General features: G+C 67.6%; 14 protein-coding genes and 2 pseudogenes. 7 read left to right on the top strand and 9 right to left on the bottom strand.

Translation table 11 applies throughout. From position 1 onward, the window contains the following. Nucleotides 1–26 precede the first annotated feature (26 nt). Nucleotides 27–1139, top strand: coding sequence for an ABC transporter substrate-binding protein (locus tag OG741_RS01645; RefSeq protein WP_405594332.1), 1113 nt, complete (start codon nucleotides 27–29; stop codon nucleotides 1137–1139). 220 nt (nucleotides 1140–1359) lie between these two features. On the opposite strand, the gene OG741_RS01640 is transcribed toward OG741_RS01645, so the two are convergent. From OG741_RS01640 to OG741_RS01630, 3 genes are all read right to left on the bottom strand, one after another. Beyond that, nucleotides 1360–1815, bottom strand: coding sequence for a hypothetical protein (locus OG741_RS01640; protein ID WP_405594330.1), 456 nt, complete (start codon nucleotides 1813–1815; stop codon nucleotides 1360–1362). 172 nt (nucleotides 1816–1987) lie between these two features. Then, nucleotides 1988–2920, bottom strand: coding sequence for an IS481 family transposase (locus tag OG741_RS01635; protein ID WP_405594160.1), 933 nt, complete (start codon nucleotides 2918–2920; stop codon nucleotides 1988–1990). Nucleotides 2921–3304: 384 nt separating this feature from the next. After that, complete coding sequence (locus OG741_RS01630) at nucleotides 3305–3895, bottom strand: flavodoxin family protein (RefSeq protein ID WP_405594328.1); 591 nt, start codon at nucleotides 3893–3895, stop codon at nucleotides 3305–3307. Nucleotides 3896–4005: 110 nt separating this feature from the next. On the opposite strand from OG741_RS01630, the gene OG741_RS01625 reads away from it, so the two are divergent. Continuing rightward, the gene (locus OG741_RS01625) at nucleotides 4006–4440 is read left to right on the top strand and encodes a winged helix-turn-helix transcriptional regulator (RefSeq protein ID WP_405594326.1); all 435 of its coding nucleotides are present in this window, start codon (nucleotides 4006–4008) and stop codon (nucleotides 4438–4440) included. 320 nt (nucleotides 4441–4760) lie between these two features. Here OG741_RS01625 and OG741_RS01620 read toward each other — a convergent pair whose 3' ends face one another. Next, entirely contained in the window at nucleotides 4761–5363 is a 603-nt protein-coding gene (locus OG741_RS01620; protein WP_405594324.1) for a gamma carbonic anhydrase family protein, read from the bottom strand. Between the two features lie 814 nt (nucleotides 5364–6177). Between OG741_RS01620 and OG741_RS01615 the strand changes: the two genes are divergently transcribed. The 5 genes and pseudogenes from OG741_RS01615 (at nucleotide 6178) to OG741_RS01595 (ending at nucleotide 8953) form a co-directional block, all read left to right on the top strand. Continuing rightward, nucleotides 6178–6855, top strand: coding sequence for a DNA polymerase beta superfamily protein (locus tag OG741_RS01615; RefSeq protein WP_405594322.1), 678 nt, complete (start codon nucleotides 6178–6180; stop codon nucleotides 6853–6855). Between the two features lie 158 nt (nucleotides 6856–7013). Beyond that, a pseudogene (locus tag OG741_RS01610) lies at nucleotides 7014–7369 on the top strand (IS5 family transposase); the annotation flags it as partial. Between the two features lie 400 nt (nucleotides 7370–7769). Next, nucleotides 7770–8048 (top strand): hypothetical protein, encoded by a 279-nt coding sequence (locus OG741_RS01605; protein WP_405594319.1) that lies wholly within the window; start codon nucleotides 7770–7772, stop codon nucleotides 8046–8048. 57 nt (nucleotides 8049–8105) lie between these two features. Further along, complete coding sequence (locus OG741_RS01600) at nucleotides 8106–8306, top strand: hypothetical protein (RefSeq protein ID WP_405594317.1); 201 nt, start codon at nucleotides 8106–8108, stop codon at nucleotides 8304–8306. Nucleotides 8307–8371: 65 nt separating this feature from the next. Continuing rightward, entirely contained in the window at nucleotides 8372–8953 is a 582-nt protein-coding gene (locus tag OG741_RS01595) for a dihydrofolate reductase family protein (protein WP_405594315.1), read from the top strand. 145 nt (nucleotides 8954–9098) lie between these two features. On the opposite strand, the pseudogene OG741_RS01590 reads toward OG741_RS01595, so the two are convergent. The 5 genes and pseudogenes from OG741_RS01590 to OG741_RS01570 form a co-directional block, all read right to left on the bottom strand. Further along, nucleotides 9099–9721, bottom strand: a pseudogene (locus tag OG741_RS01590) (transposase); the annotation flags it as partial. Between the two features lie 26 nt (nucleotides 9722–9747). Further along, on the bottom strand, nucleotides 9748–10923 hold the full coding sequence (locus OG741_RS01585) for a GTP-binding protein (protein ID WP_405594313.1): 1176 nt from the start codon (nucleotides 10921–10923) through the stop codon (nucleotides 9748–9750). A gap of 5 nt (nucleotides 10924–10928) precedes the next feature. Next, a complete protein-coding gene (gene rpmF, locus OG741_RS01580; RefSeq protein ID WP_405594310.1) occupies nucleotides 10929–11099 on the bottom strand; it encodes a 50S ribosomal protein L32 in 171 nt (56 codons plus the stop codon). A gap of 76 nt (nucleotides 11100–11175) precedes the next feature. After that, nucleotides 11176–11739: a GNAT family N-acetyltransferase gene (locus tag OG741_RS01575; protein ID WP_405594307.1), complete on the bottom strand. Its 564-nt coding sequence runs from the start codon at nucleotides 11737–11739 to the stop codon at nucleotides 11176–11178. A gap of 25 nt (nucleotides 11740–11764) precedes the next feature. Beyond that, entirely contained in the window at nucleotides 11765–13270 is a 1506-nt protein-coding gene (locus OG741_RS01570; protein WP_405594305.1) for an alpha/beta hydrolase, read from the bottom strand. Nucleotides 13271–13280 lie beyond the last annotated feature (10 nt).

Here is a 13280-nt window from a genome sequence, read left to right as displayed (position 1 = left end):
ATCCGTCACACGGGAGACGCCAGCGCATGAATACGCCATCATCGCCACCTGGAGCGGAGCGGACTGACGGATCATCCGTTCAGATCGGCGCTCTCGTTCCGCTGACTCGGCCGGGCTGGGTCGAGGCAGGCCAACACTTGCTCGCTGGACTCGAGCTGGCCGTTCGCGAAGTCAATGACGCCGGCGGGATCCTCGGAAGACCACTCGAGCTGGTGGTCCGAGACACCGCGGCCGATCCACAGAGGGCCGCGGCGGCCGTAGATGAATTGGCTCGCCTGGGCGTAGCCGCCTTGGCGGGGGAGTACCACAGCGTCGTCGCTCGCGCCGCTGCCGCCAGGGCCGACGCCCTCGGCCTGCCGTTCCTCTGCTCGTCAGCGGTTCTCGACGCGCTCACCGAACAGCCAACGGAATGGGTCGCGCGCCTCGCCCCGGCGCAGTCCCACGGCTGGCAGATCTACGCAGACTTCCTCCTCAGCGCGGGACACAGCCGAATCGCCGTAGCAGCCGAGTCGAGTGTCTACTGGGCATCTGGCGCCCGCATTCTGCGGGACTATCTCGCTCCACGCGGCGGCACCGTCATCGAACTCGACATGCGCGCGCTCGCCCCCACAGCCATGTGCGACGAACTCGTCGACAGTCGCGCGAGCGCCCTCCTTCTTCTGGTCGGCCACCCGGAGCCGGCAGTGTCGATCGTCAAGTCTGTCCGCCGCGACCAGCGCCTCGCCGAGATCATGATTGGTGCTCCGGCCGGGCAACCGGAGTTCGCCGAATGGGCGACGTTGCTGGGCGACGACAGCGCCGCGATCCCGTTCTTGCGCTACCGGCCCGAGCGCCTCAGCCCGCTCGGTGCACGAGTCGAGACGGCCCTTCGTGAGCGGCTGGCCGAAGTGCCCTCCTTCGTCGCCTTCGAGGGCTACGACACGGTCGCCGTCCTCGCCGATGTGCTGCGTTCTCACGGCGCGGACCGTGCGCGCACTGCGGAATCCTGGCCGCGCGTTGCAGTCGAAGGCACCCGCGGGCAGATCCAGTTCTCCCGCACGCCAGGCATCAGCGTTTGGCAATGGGCTTGGACGCCAATCCAAGTCGTTGATCGAGATCCGGCGGAACCCGATCGCTTTCGGATCCTTCACGTCGGCTGAGAGAACACCGAGGTCCGACGGCCCAGATCTGTCCGGACTTGAGGCTGTCTACCTGTCTGCGTGTAAATACGGGATCTCAGCTTCGCGGCGGTGAGTTGATCTTGGTCGGTTAGCGCACTGGCCGGGGGCGCCCACGGGGGTTCGTGGAAAGCGCGCCAGGTGGTGGCGCACCCGGTCGGTGATGTGCCGATCGGGTGCGCACGGTCAGGCAGAAGTCCTGTCAGTAGTTGAACGATACGATCGCGTCGCGCGAGCAGAAGTCTGGGAGGGCATTGCGGTCGACGCACACGTGAATCGCGGCGCGTGCTGCGGTCGCTTCATGCCTCAGCCTGCGGGACAGGGGCCCGCTGGCGTGAGTGTGGGTTCGGGCGGACTCGCTGCTGCCCGCGCTTTCCCACTTGCCCTCCACGAGGAAGAAGAACTCCACCCTTACGAACGTGGGCATGCCATCGTTGCGCAGGTCACGCCAATTGGCGCCGACTGTCGCGTAGACACCCCCGTTGTTGGCGAAGTCTCCATCGGCGGAGCCGATGGCCGTATGGCCGCTCTTGGCGTAGATCGGCCCCCACCGCTTGCCGGCAGCATTGGCAGCAGGCGCCACCACCGTCGACGCGAGCAGTGACGCGGCGACCATCGCGGACGCCGTGAGAACGCCCCAGAAACCAACTCGTGCCATGATCCCTCCCAGATCAGCAAGGCGCATCGTCCGAATGCGCGAGCGGAGCATGGCACGGGCTCGGCTTGGCCGTGACGCGAATGAACCCGTTCAACCCGATCGGACCAGCCGATGGCCAAAACCCTATCTCCGTGGCGTACTTCGACGCGCTAGGTGTGCAGCTGACGGAGGCCTATGACAGTGGGTTCTGGGCTTTCTGTCGGAGGCGTTCGTAGGGTGTCTGGCCGGTGAGTGCGCCGTGGGGGCGATGGTAGTTGTAGTAGTCCTCCCATTCCTGGAGCTTGCTGTTGAACAGGTTGACGTCGTCGATGACCTGTCCCTCCAGGAGGCGGTAGAACTCTTCGGAGTCGATGCGGTGGGACCGTTCGACCTTGCCGTTCAGCCGCGGCGTGCGGGGCTTGATGCGGACGTGGCCGATGCCCTTGTCGAGCAGGTGCCAGTGGAACGCTGAGCCGAATTCCTGACCGTTGTCGGTCTGGACCTGCTCGACGGCGAACGGCAGCTTGGCCAGCACGTGGTCGATGAACTGGATGGCGGTCTTCTGGTCGTTGCGCGGGTAGGCGCGCAGGACCCGGAGCCGGGTGCAGTCGTCGATAGCGGTGTACTGGTAGTAGCGCTTCTTGCGGCCCGTCTGGCCGAGGGGCTCGATGAACTTGACGTCGACCTGCAGCTGATGGCCGGGCCGTTGCTTCTCGTAGCGCTTCCAGCGGGTGGAGCGGCGCTTGTAGCGCTGCGAGGCCGGCAATCGGTTGAGTCCCACCTTCTTCAGGATCCGCCAGACGCCGGACGAGCTGACCTTGACGTCGTGATACCGCTCCAAGTACATCGCGATCTTGGCCGGCCCGAAGTGATACTGCTGCCGCAGCCACAGGATCTTCTCCACCACGTCTGCCTTGGTGGCATGCGGCGTGTGGTGCGGCGCGCTTGAGCGGTCCTTCAGCCCCTCAAGCCCCTCGGCCTCGTAGCGTCGCAGCCATATGTAGTAGCACTGGCGGCTGATGCCGTAGTAGCGGCAGGTGGCGGCCACACTGCCGCTCACCTCCTCGACGTGGCGCAGCACCGAGAGCCGATGCCGGGCGCGCCTTTCAAGCTCGCGTTCAGTCATGCAGGTCTCCTAGATACGAGAGACCCACCTGTCAATAACGTCCGTCAGTTTTAGACAGAGGCCGAAGGCGAGGGTGATGCCTCTCTCGAGGAGTGGCGCGTTGGTCATCGGCGCTATTGGAGCCGCATGGGCACCCCCGTTGATGATCACACTCCTGTGGTGTGTTTGACCTTTCGGCTTGTCAAGGTTCCCTGACGGGACGGCACTCCGTCGCTGGGCATCAGACAGCGTGATGTGACCAGGAAGTCGCTTCGTCGTAGAGGGTGAGGGTCTTGAGGCAGCCGTGGAGGATGCCGACGAGGCGGTGCACCCGCAGGGATGGTCCTGCAGAGGGCCCGTCACCTCGGTGACGGGCCCTTCCGCTGTGTGCGGCCGTGTATGGCGTCAGGCGGCGACGGCTGCCTGACCTGCGATGAACGTGCGAGCGGTCTCCGCCACGCGGCCGCCGAGGTGCTGCGCGGTCGCGATGTCGGCCTTGTGTACGCCCTCAGGGCCCTCGTCGGAGTTCGTCTGGGCTGCGGCGCCGAAGAAGAAGCCGAGGCGGTTGAGGTCGTGCTCGGAGCCCTCGGTTGAGTTCCATCCGGGCTTCAGCCCGAGGTTCACCCAGTGCATGCCGTGCTGAGCGGCAAGCGTCGCGAAGTACTGCAGGGTGTTCAGCTTGTCGCCGCTCTTGGAGCCGGAGTTGGAGAAGCCGGCCGCCAGCTTGTTCTTCCAGGCGTCGGTGAACCAGCGCTTGGAGGAGTCCTCGGCGAACTTGTGGAACGCGCCGGAGGCGGTCCCCATGTAGGTGGGTGACCCGAAGACGATGGCGTCGGAGCCGTCGAGCAGCTCCCACTGGGCTTCGTCGATCTCGTCGACCTTGATCAGGTGGACGGTGGCGCCGGCGGCGGCCGCTCCGTCGCGGACGGCCTCGGCGATGACGGCGGTGTGGCCGTAGCCGGAGTGGTAGGCGATCGAGATAACAGGGGTGGTCACGGTAGGGGCTCCTCGAAAGCGATGTGCTCGTCGTTGGTGACCTCAGAGAAGCACTAACTTTTTTAAAGCGCAACCCCATGGGTAGCGCTGTGCGGGAGTATGGTTGCTCTATGGAGACCAGCGAGACCGGCACCCAGGACGCGAGCAGCGGAGCCGGTACGGCCGATGACCTCGCCTTTGATGTGTTTTCCCGCAACTGCCCGTCGCGGGGCACGCTGGAGCACGTCACCGGCCGTTGGGGCAGCCTCACGCTCGGAGCACTGCACGAAGGCACGTTCCGCTTCAACGAGCTGCGCCGCCGGGTCGACGGCGTGAGCGAGAAGATGCTGTCCCAGACCCTGCATGCCCTGGAGCGCGACGGTCTCGTACACCGGGAGGCGCAGGCGGCGAACCCGCCGCGGGTCGACTATGAGCTCACCCCACTGGGGCACGAGGTTGCCGAGCGGCTACTGGACTTCATCAACTGCCTGGAGGGCCGGATGCCCGAGGTGCTGGCGGCACGGGAGCGCTACGACGAGATGCGCGAGGGCATCCGCAGCCGCTGACACCGAGCGGGGGCGAGCGAGAGATGCCGTGGGGCGCTCGTAGTGGGCTGTGCACGGCCTGAGCCCAGTCAAGGCTTCATCCGCCTCGCGAGGACCCTGGCCGGTGCGTGCGGGTGCGGATTCCCATGGGGGAGGCGAAGCCGGTCCGAGGGCTGGACCTCAACCCGCCCTCGGGAAGGCGCCCGCGCGCGCCGGGCCGACTATGACCGTCACTCGCCGGCGGCACCCGGTGGCTCGCCGCAAGGCTGACCGCGGCACGCATCATGGGTCGCCTGGTGATCCGAGGGGTGGAAGGCAGGAACGCGCTCCTGCGGCGGGGCTCAGATCTGCTGGTCGTTGCTGTGGCGGCCGAGTGCGCGGCCGAAGCGTTCCGAGATGGCCGGCATCAGGCTCTCGCCGTCGGCTGGGCGGTCCAGGCCGAAGACGTAGCCGGGGAAGTCGAGGTTCTTCTGCACCGCCCAGATCCCGTCGTGGTCCTGGGGCGGAAGGATGCGTACCGGGTCGCCGACGGCGACCCAGCCGATCGGCACCATCGAGTCGGCGGGCAGCACGGTGCGCAGATGCACGATGCCGTTGATCCGCACCTCGGATCGGGTCCCGATCAGGGACCCGTTGAAGACGCGGCTGCCGGTGGCCAGGAAGACCTCGTCCCCAACCCGGCAGCCGGTCAGGTAGGAGGTGGGGCCCACAAGGACCTGCCGTCCCAGCGTCAGCGGATCCCGTCGGGTACCGCGCAGGACCGCGTTCTCCATCACGATGGTGCCCTCGCCCAGCTCCACTGGCCCGCCCTCGGCGGTGAGCACCGCACCGAACAGGACACGGCACCCGGCCCCGACCCGAACGTCCCCGCACAGCGTGGCCGTCGGAGCAACATAGGCCGTGGGGTGGACAGTCGGCGAACAACCCTCATGAGCAATCAGCATGGCCGCCATCATGCCGCTCCCTGCGGGGCGCTGGGGCGAGGAATGTGTCGGCGAAGGCTCCCTCGTGGAAGCCCGCACGGGGCTAAGACCTGTACCGCTGTTACCCAGTCCACCCGAGGCAGGCGCAGACAACCTCAAAGCCTGTGGCGCGCCCGGCGCATCCTTCGGCCCCTCCCGTGGGGATGGCCGGGAGGGACGGCGCGGCCCCGGGCTCGGGCTCCGGGCCGACCCGGTTTCAATGCGGGCTCGATCCCGCCGACGCATCGACGCGCATCTTGAGCACTGTGAAGGCTGCAGGGCGGCGCTTGCTCAGTGGCGTGCCGTGGCCGCGCTCGCCGGACGGCTGAGCACGGCGGACTTCGCCGATCTCGACCCCTATGTGCGTGATCGACTCATGGCGACATTCCGCGAGGCACGCCGACGCTAGTGAGATCTTCTACGGGCGGGTATTCGAGGGCAACCTCGTCCAGCGCGGCGATCTCACTGGCGACGTGCGGTTCCGCCGCATGCACGCCGTCTGGGAAGCAGCCTGCCAGGGCCCCGAAGGCTGCCGTGTCATGGCCGACGCACATCGACCCCGTCCTCAAAGGCGTCCACATGAATGTTGGCGAGGGCCCTCGCGACCAGAAGGACGACCCATGCCGAAGGGAGCGCGTGTCTGATGCGCTCAGATCCCCCAGCCCGTGCGGGATGACCCTGCCTCTCGGGTTTCGCCGCTGGGAGGCGGGGCGTGCCGAAATGCCGTGGAGTTGTGCTGGGCTGTTGCCGTAGCGTTCTCTGCGCCCGCACTCGTCCCGGCCGGAGATGGCGCACCATGAATGTACTTCTGTCAGGGATAGTCGGTTCCACCGCTTACGGACTGGCCGGGCCGGGATCCGACGTTGATCGTCTCGGTCTGTTTGCTGTGGACACGGCCGCACTCCACGGCCTGCACCGCCCGGCCGAGTCTCATGTCACCACGGCGCCGGACCGGACGCTGCACGAGGCGGCGAAGTGGTGCCACCTCGCCCTGCGCGGCAATCCCACCGTTACGGAACTCGTCTGGCTTCCCGACGACCTCTACGAAGTGCGCACTGCCTTGGGTGACGAACTCATCGAGCTGCGAAGTTCCCTGCTGTCCGCCAAGCGCGTCCGTGACGCCTATCTCGGCTATGCCACCCAGCAGTTCAAGCGGCTGTACGACCGGGGCGACGGATCCCTGTCGGCGGACACCCGCAAGCGGACCGCAAAGCATGCCCGGCACCTCATGCGCCTGTGCCAGCAGGGTTTCGAGCTGTACGCCACCGGCCGGCTGAACGTCCGCGTCGAGGACCCTGAGGCCTACCACGCCTTCGGCGATCAGGTCGCGGCGGACGCGATGGCGGCGCTTCCTCTCCTGCAGCGTTTCGAGGAGCGGTTCGACGGAACGAGGAGCGTCCTGCCGGATCAGCCGGATGAGGCTCCTGTGGAGGCGTGGCTGCACCGTGTCCGCGCCGCGCACTTCGCCCCCTGAGCGGCGGGGCCGCGCTGCGGACGCCGTGGCGCAGCGCGATCTCGCGGGCGATGGGCCGTGGGGGAGGGCTCTTGGCCATTGCAGATTCATCTGCGATCTCAGCCGGAGGTTTGCTGCTGAGCGTGTGGATTCTGGCAAGTGCGGCGACCGGATAGACACCAAAGCGGGGCGGGCGGTGGCGTGACCATCGCGAGGTGATCGACGCCATCGCGTGGAAGTTTCAGACCGGTTCGCAGTGGATCCATCTCCCCGAGAAGTACGGCTCCTGGAAGGGTGCCTACACGCGGCTGCGGAACTGGGCGATCGACGGGACATGGGAGCGCGTGTTCACCGCGCTGCTGGCCCAGGCCGACGCCGAAGAGGACCTGGACTGGGTGGTTGCGGTGGACTCCACCATCGTCCGCGCGCATCAGCACGCCGCCGGAGCCCGCAAAAAGGGGTCCTGGCCGGCGAGCCGGACGACCACGCCATCGGACGCTCCCGCGGCGGACTGACCACCAAAATCCACCTCGCTACGACAAAACCGCCACGGTCTACCGGGCCGGACTCCACCTCGCAGCCATCTTCCTTTGGTCCGCACGCTGATCAGAGCGCCACCTAGCATCATCTGCCATGAACACTCTGATCGTGACCGTCGGGCTGGCACTCGTCGGCTACTTGGCGACTTACCTCAACGGTGTGCGACTGGCACAGCGGCAAGCTCGTCTGGCGCGCGTCAACCTGCAGTTGAGCGACTTCTACGGGCCCTTGTTCGCGCTGATGGAAGCCAATAGCAGGACCTACGACTCCTTCTCTGAGAGATATGCCCGACCCGACGGCCGCGATCCCTTCGATCACGACATACCCCCACGGAGCATGAGCTCGCCGAGTGGCGCACGTGGGCCACCACAGTCTTCATCCCCAACATTCAGGCGATGCGCGACGTGGTGGTCACCAAGGCAGATCTCCTCATCGAGCAAGAGATGCCCCCGGCCCTGCTCCAGCTCTGCGCGCATGTCTCCGGCTACGAGATCACCGCTGCACGATGGGCACAGGGCCGCTACGAAGAGCACCTGTCGGTCATATCCTTCCCCGGCCGGGAGCTGAGGGACTACACCCGCGAAAGGTTCACGCGGCTCAAGAAGGAACAGGCGGTTCTGCTCGGCCACACCGCAACCGAGGGACGTCGGCCCATGCTGCTCGGCCGCCCGTGAAACCAGGCCAGCGGCCACGCCGAAGCGGCTGGCCCGCACTAACGCTTCGCCGCCACCGTGTGCGCGATCAACCCCGCCGGACCGATCGACTGGGGCGACCTCGCCGGTGGCGCAGGCTACTTCGACCAGGCCCACTTCGGCCACGAGTTCCGGGCGTTCACCGGGCTCACGCCGACCCGGTACGTCGAAGTCCGGCGACGGTTCCTGCGCGAACATCCCGGCCACGCGCTGGACGGCTGGCCGCTGCCGGCCGATTGATTTCTTACAAGAACGACAGCTCACGACACGCTAATTTGGGGCACCCCAAAGCAGAGGAGAGCACGGTGGGCAAGGTGGTCATGTACAGCTCGGTGTCGGTGGACGGCTTCGTCGCGGACGAGAATGACCAGCCCGGACCGCTGTTCGACTGGTTGTCCAGCGGTGACGTCCCGTTGGACGAGAGCGGCGAGCTGAAGGTGTCGCAGACGTCCTACGACTACACCCGGCCGTACTGGGACCAGATCGGAGTCACGATCGTCGGCCGCCACGTCTTCGACCTGACGGACGGCTGGGACGGGAAGCCTCCGGGCGGGATCGACCACGTGGTCGTCGTGACGCACCGGCCGGAGCCCGAGGGCTGGGACCCCGAGGCGCCGTTTCACTTCGTCGACGGCGTCGAGGCAGCCATGGCCAAGGCGCAGGAGCTTGCGGGTAACCGCATGGTCGAGGTCGCCGCTGGCGACGTCGGTGGCCAGGTGCTTGCCGCGGGCCTGATCGACGAGGTGCGCATGGACGTCGTACCCGTCGTGTTCGGGTCCGGCAAGCGCTACTTCGGGTCGGTCCACGCGCAGCACCTGTTGGAGGATCCTGACGTGGTGATTCAGGGCAACCGGGTGCTTCACCTGCGCTATCGGGTGCGCCGTTGACCGATCTGAGCGGGTACGCGAAGAAGTCCACTGCGAACGGTGACACAAGATCGGGCCTCCGGCTGCGTTTGCGCATCGCTGTCCCTGGTCGGGCAGCCGACGCCGATCCGCCCAGCACCTCACCTGCGGCAAGTTCAACTCAAGATCACTGGTTGCCGGTTTCCGTCGTATCTTTGGCCGACCCCCAGGAAGAGCGGCTCTTCACCAATGCAGGGTGTAGTCGGGGTCTGAATCCGCCTGTCTCGAGTAGGGATCGGGCGATGTAGTTGGTGAGGTTGCGGAAGCCGAGGGCGGAGCCGCGCAGGTGCTCCAGGCGGCCGTTGATCGCTTCGGTTGGACCGTTGCTGGTGCCGGGCCGGTCGAAGTAGGCCAGTACGTCAGCGGCTCGCTTGCTCAGGGTGCGGCCGAGCTTGGCGATCTCGACCAGCGGCCTGGGGACGCCGGCGCTGAGCGACTCGATCAGCTTGACCATCAGCTCGCGGTCCGCGGCTGGGTCGGGGTGCCGGTAGGCGGCGATCATCCGCTGGTAGATGCCCCAGGTGGCCTCGACCTTGACGCGCTCATCGATGGCGAACAGGGCCGTGAGTCGGGCGGCCTGCTTGTCGGTGAGCAGGTCGGCACCGGTGTGCAGGGTTCGCCGGGCACGGTAGAGCGGGTCGTTCTTACGGCCGCGGCGGCCGCGGGTGGTCTGCTGAACGCGGCGGCGGCAGTCGTTGAGGGCGTCGCCGGCCAGCGCACCACGTGGACCGGGTTGGGCAGTGCCGTGGCTGCGACCACTGCCCAACCCGGTGGCTTCACATCTGCGGTACGAGTACGGGGTGCTCGTGCTCGCAGGCGTCGTCGATGCCGTAGGTGTCCCACGCGGGGAACGGATCGGCAGCCGGAAGGCTTTCACCATCCTTCATGAGGCAGTCGGCAACGGCGGCCTGAAGTGCCTCGGTGCGCAGGCCGGTACCGATGAAGACCAGTTCCTGGCCCTGTGCGCTGTCCCCGTCCCGGTCCTGGGCGCCCGAGGGTTCGAAGCGGGCGACGGAGCCGGCCTGTGACCACAGGCCGGTCACGCCTGGGCGGCTCGCCAGCCAGAAGAACCCCTTGGAGCGCAGGATCTGACCGAAGCGGCCGCTGTCGAGTCCCTCGGTGACGAGCGTCCACAGGCGCCCCGGGTGGAACGGCACGTCGGAGTGGAAGACCGTACTGGAGATGCCGTACTCCTCGGTCTCCGGGACGTGGTCGCCGTTGAGTTCCATGACCCAGCCCGGAGCCTGTTGGGCGCGCTCCAGGTCGAACAGCCCGGTCCCGAGCACATCGCCGAGGTCCACGCGCCCGCGGGTGGCGGCCACGATCCGGGCCACCGGGTTGAGGCGGGTAAGGGCTGCTCGCAGCCGGTCGGCGCACTCGGCATCGACGAGGTCGAGCTTGTTGAGGACGATGACGTCGGCGAACTCGATCTGGTCCATCAGCAGGTCGCTGACGGTGCGTTCGTCGTCCTCGTACTGGTCGAGTCCCCGCTCGGCGAGTTCGTCCCCGCCTGCCAGTTCCGGCAGGAAGTTGGCGGCGTCGACGACCGTGACCATGGTGTCGAGGCGGGCCAGGTCGCCGAGGGTGGCGCCGTCGTCGCGGGGGAAGGCGAAGGTTGCTGCGACGGGCATCGGTTCGGAGATGCCGCTGGACTCGATGAGGAGGTAGTCGAAGCGGTCCTCGCGGGCGAGGCGGTCGACCTCCTCGAGCAGGTCGTCGCGCAGGGTGCAGCAGATGCACCCGTTGGTCATCTCGACCAGGCGTTCCTCGGTCCGCGACAGGGCGGCCTCGCCGCCGCGTACCAGCGCGGCGTCGATGTTGATCTCGCTCATGTCGTTGACGATGACCGCGACGCGCAGACCTTCGCGGTTGCTCAGAACATGGTTGAGCAGAGTGGTCTTGCCCGCTCCGAGGAAGCCGGACAGGACGGTGACGGGCAGTCGTTCGGCCATGCCCGTCAGCCTTCGGGGCGCAGCAGACCGCGCTCGTACGCCTTGGCCAGCCGCTGCGGCACCAGATGGGCGGTGCCGTCGACCGTGATCGGCACGAGTTGCGGCGTGCTGGCCTTCCACTGGGCGCGGCGGTGACGGGTGTTGCTGCGGGACATCTTCCGCTTGGGTACAGCCATTGTTTCGGGTCCTCTCTGGGCGGCGCGACGCAGATGCTACATGAAAATGGATTCCATTTCCAATGCGGGCTTTGTGTCACTGCGGCATCGGGATCTCGAAGTGCACGGTGCCGACACCAGGACCGTGCTCACCGGTCGTCCGGGCGTCGAAGACCTCCTTGGCCATGCTCCGCCAGAACGCTTCGGCGCCCTCCACATGGACGTTGGTGTGCAGATAGATGCTGTCGTAACCGGCCGTTGTTGCGGCGAAGTCGCATGCCCTGCGCACCAGGGTCCGCGCCAGACCGTGCCGCCGGTGCTCGGCTTTGACGTAGACACGGACGATCTGCGCGGTCGTGCCCGGTGGGTAGCGCTCGGCGAGCCGGCGCGGGTGCGGCGGATGAGCGGGACCGACCGATCGCACACCGGTCGTGGCCACCACCTCGTCGCAGCGCACGGCCACAAGCAGCAGATGTCGGGGGTCGTCCAGGTAGGTGCCCACGATGTCGACGACGTCGCGGTGCCATTCCGGTACGTAGCCGTAGCCGAATTCCCGGTAGAAGGTATCGAGCATCACGCGGCGCGCTCCCTCCACGTCGGACACCGTGGCGGGGCGCACGACGTACGCGGGGTGGGGTGCGTCCTGCGGCGCGTCGGCCATGGCGTAACTCCTTGTCGCTGAGGACTCATTCGTTGGGGACTCGGGGTGTCGGCAGACCTGGGCCGTCGCAGTGGACATCCGTCACCGGGACGGTCCCGTCGACCAGATACGCGGCGGCGGCGCTGTCCACGCACTTGTTGCCCCGGCTGGCGAACACGCCGTGCGAGTAGTCGTCGTGGAGTGTGACCAGGTGCGAGCCGGGCAGCCACTGCCGTAGCTGCCGGGCGCCCTCGATGGGTGTGACGGGGTCGTGTTCGGAGGCGATCAGTAGCACCGGAGGCGCCTCGGGGCTGCCGAGCAAGGTGCCGCGGGCGGGTATGTGCCAGTAGGCGCAGGCTGAGGCTTCGATGCCTGTGACGACCGGCTGCGGGTCGAGTCGCCGCAGTCGCCGGAGGTCGGCCGTGACGCGTCCGGGCGTCGGGCCGGGCCCGTCCGCGCACTTCACGACGCGGTTCGCGGACTCATAAGCGCGTGACACAGCGCCGCCGAAGGGAGCCGCGGGGCGCAGGAGTTCGGTGCTGTTGTCGTGCAGGTACGCGTGAATGCCTGCCGCGAGACCCTCCCAGCGTTCCGTTCGGCCAAGCGCTCGGTACACGGCACGGTCGAACTCGGCCGAACCGAAGCCGTTCACGGGGCGGGCTGCGAGGCCTTGGCGCGCCTGACGATAGGCGTCACGGACCCGGCCGGCGCTGCCGCCGAGACCGAAGCGCTCTTCGTACCGGGCGACCCAGGCGAAGAACACCTCGCGCTGGCGCAGCAGTGCCCGGCTCTGCCGCAGGTCGAAGTCGTACCACTCCCCGGGGCCGACGACGCTGTCGAGCACCATACGGCCGACGCGCTGCGGGAACAGTGCGGCATAGGCGGCGCCGAGGTAGCTGCCGTAGGAGACGCCCAGGAAGCCGATTCGCCGTTCGCCGAGTGCGGAGCGTATGGCGTCCATGTCCCGGGCGGTCTGAGTGGTCGACAGATGCTCCAGCGCGTCGCCGACGCCGGCCGCACAGTCGTCCGCCATACGCCTCAATGAGTTGAGGTATGCCTTTTCCGCGGTGTGGCCGGACGGTACGGGCTCCGCTCCGGGGCTGTCGAAAAGGCCGCCCATCGGGCCGCAGTTCGCGGGCGCGCTCTGTCCCGTGCCGCGCGGGTCGAAGCCGATGACGTCGTACGAGCGGCGCACGCTCTCGGGCAGCTTGGCCCGTTTGGTGACGGCGTATGCCAGCCCAGGGCCACCGGGCCCGCCCGGGTTCACCAGCAGAATGCCGCGCCGCTCCTTGGGTGGCCCCGAAGCGCGTACGCGCGATACGGCGATACGGATGTGCTCGCCGTCCGGGTGTTCCCGGTCGAGCGGGACGCTCAGCCATCCGCACTCCACCCGGTCGGGCGCGGCCGGGACCGGCATGGACTCCGGGCAGGGACGAAAACGCAGAGATGGATCGGGGGCGGTAGTGGCGTGGACCGGGGCGGCAGGGATCAGGGCGGCGGTGGTGGCCACGAGGGCGCAGAGCACGCCCCGGTGGCGAACAGCGGGAGTCACGGGTCTCGCA

It is taken from the genome of Streptomyces sp. NBC_01410, from assembly GCF_045040195.1.
Lineage (GTDB): Bacteria > Actinomycetota > Actinomycetes > Streptomycetales > Streptomycetaceae > Streptomyces.
The sequence above is the reverse complement of the archived record's forward strand: the minus strand, read 5'-3'. Positions and strand labels throughout refer to the sequence as shown.

What these genes read in the sequence shown, in the direction of transcription:
- OG741_RS01575 (WP_405594307.1), bottom strand. Translation starts at nt 11,739, where the DNA reads ATGGCCGACGCGCCGCAGGACGCACCCCACCCCGCGTACGTCGTGCGC.
- OG741_RS01645 (WP_405594332.1), top strand. Translation starts at nt 27, where the DNA reads ATGAATACGCCATCATCGCCACCTGGAGCGGAGCGGACTGACGGATCA.
- OG741_RS01625 (WP_405594326.1), top strand. Translation starts at nt 4,006, where the DNA reads ATGGAGACCAGCGAGACCGGCACCCAGGACGCGAGCAGCGGAGCCGGT.
- OG741_RS01620 (WP_405594324.1), bottom strand. Translation starts at nt 5,363, where the DNA reads ATGCTGATTGCTCATGAGGGTTGTTCGCCGACTGTCCACCCCACGGCC.
- OG741_RS01605 (WP_405594319.1), top strand. Translation starts at nt 7,770, where the DNA reads ATGCGCGACGTGGTGGTCACCAAGGCAGATCTCCTCATCGAGCAAGAG.
- rpmF (WP_405594310.1), bottom strand. Translation starts at nt 11,099, where the DNA reads ATGGCTGTACCCAAGCGGAAGATGTCCCGCAGCAACACCCGTCACCGC.
- OG741_RS01640 (WP_405594330.1), bottom strand. Translation starts at nt 1,815, where the DNA reads ATGGCACGAGTTGGTTTCTGGGGCGTTCTCACGGCGTCCGCGATGGTC.
- OG741_RS01635 (WP_405594160.1), bottom strand. Translation starts at nt 2,920, where the DNA reads ATGACTGAACGCGAGCTTGAAAGGCGCGCCCGGCATCGGCTCTCGGTG.
- OG741_RS01585 (WP_405594313.1), bottom strand. Translation starts at nt 10,923, where the DNA reads ATGGCCGAACGACTGCCCGTCACCGTCCTGTCCGGCTTCCTCGGAGCG.
- OG741_RS01615 (WP_405594322.1), top strand. Translation starts at nt 6,178, where the DNA reads ATGAATGTACTTCTGTCAGGGATAGTCGGTTCCACCGCTTACGGACTG.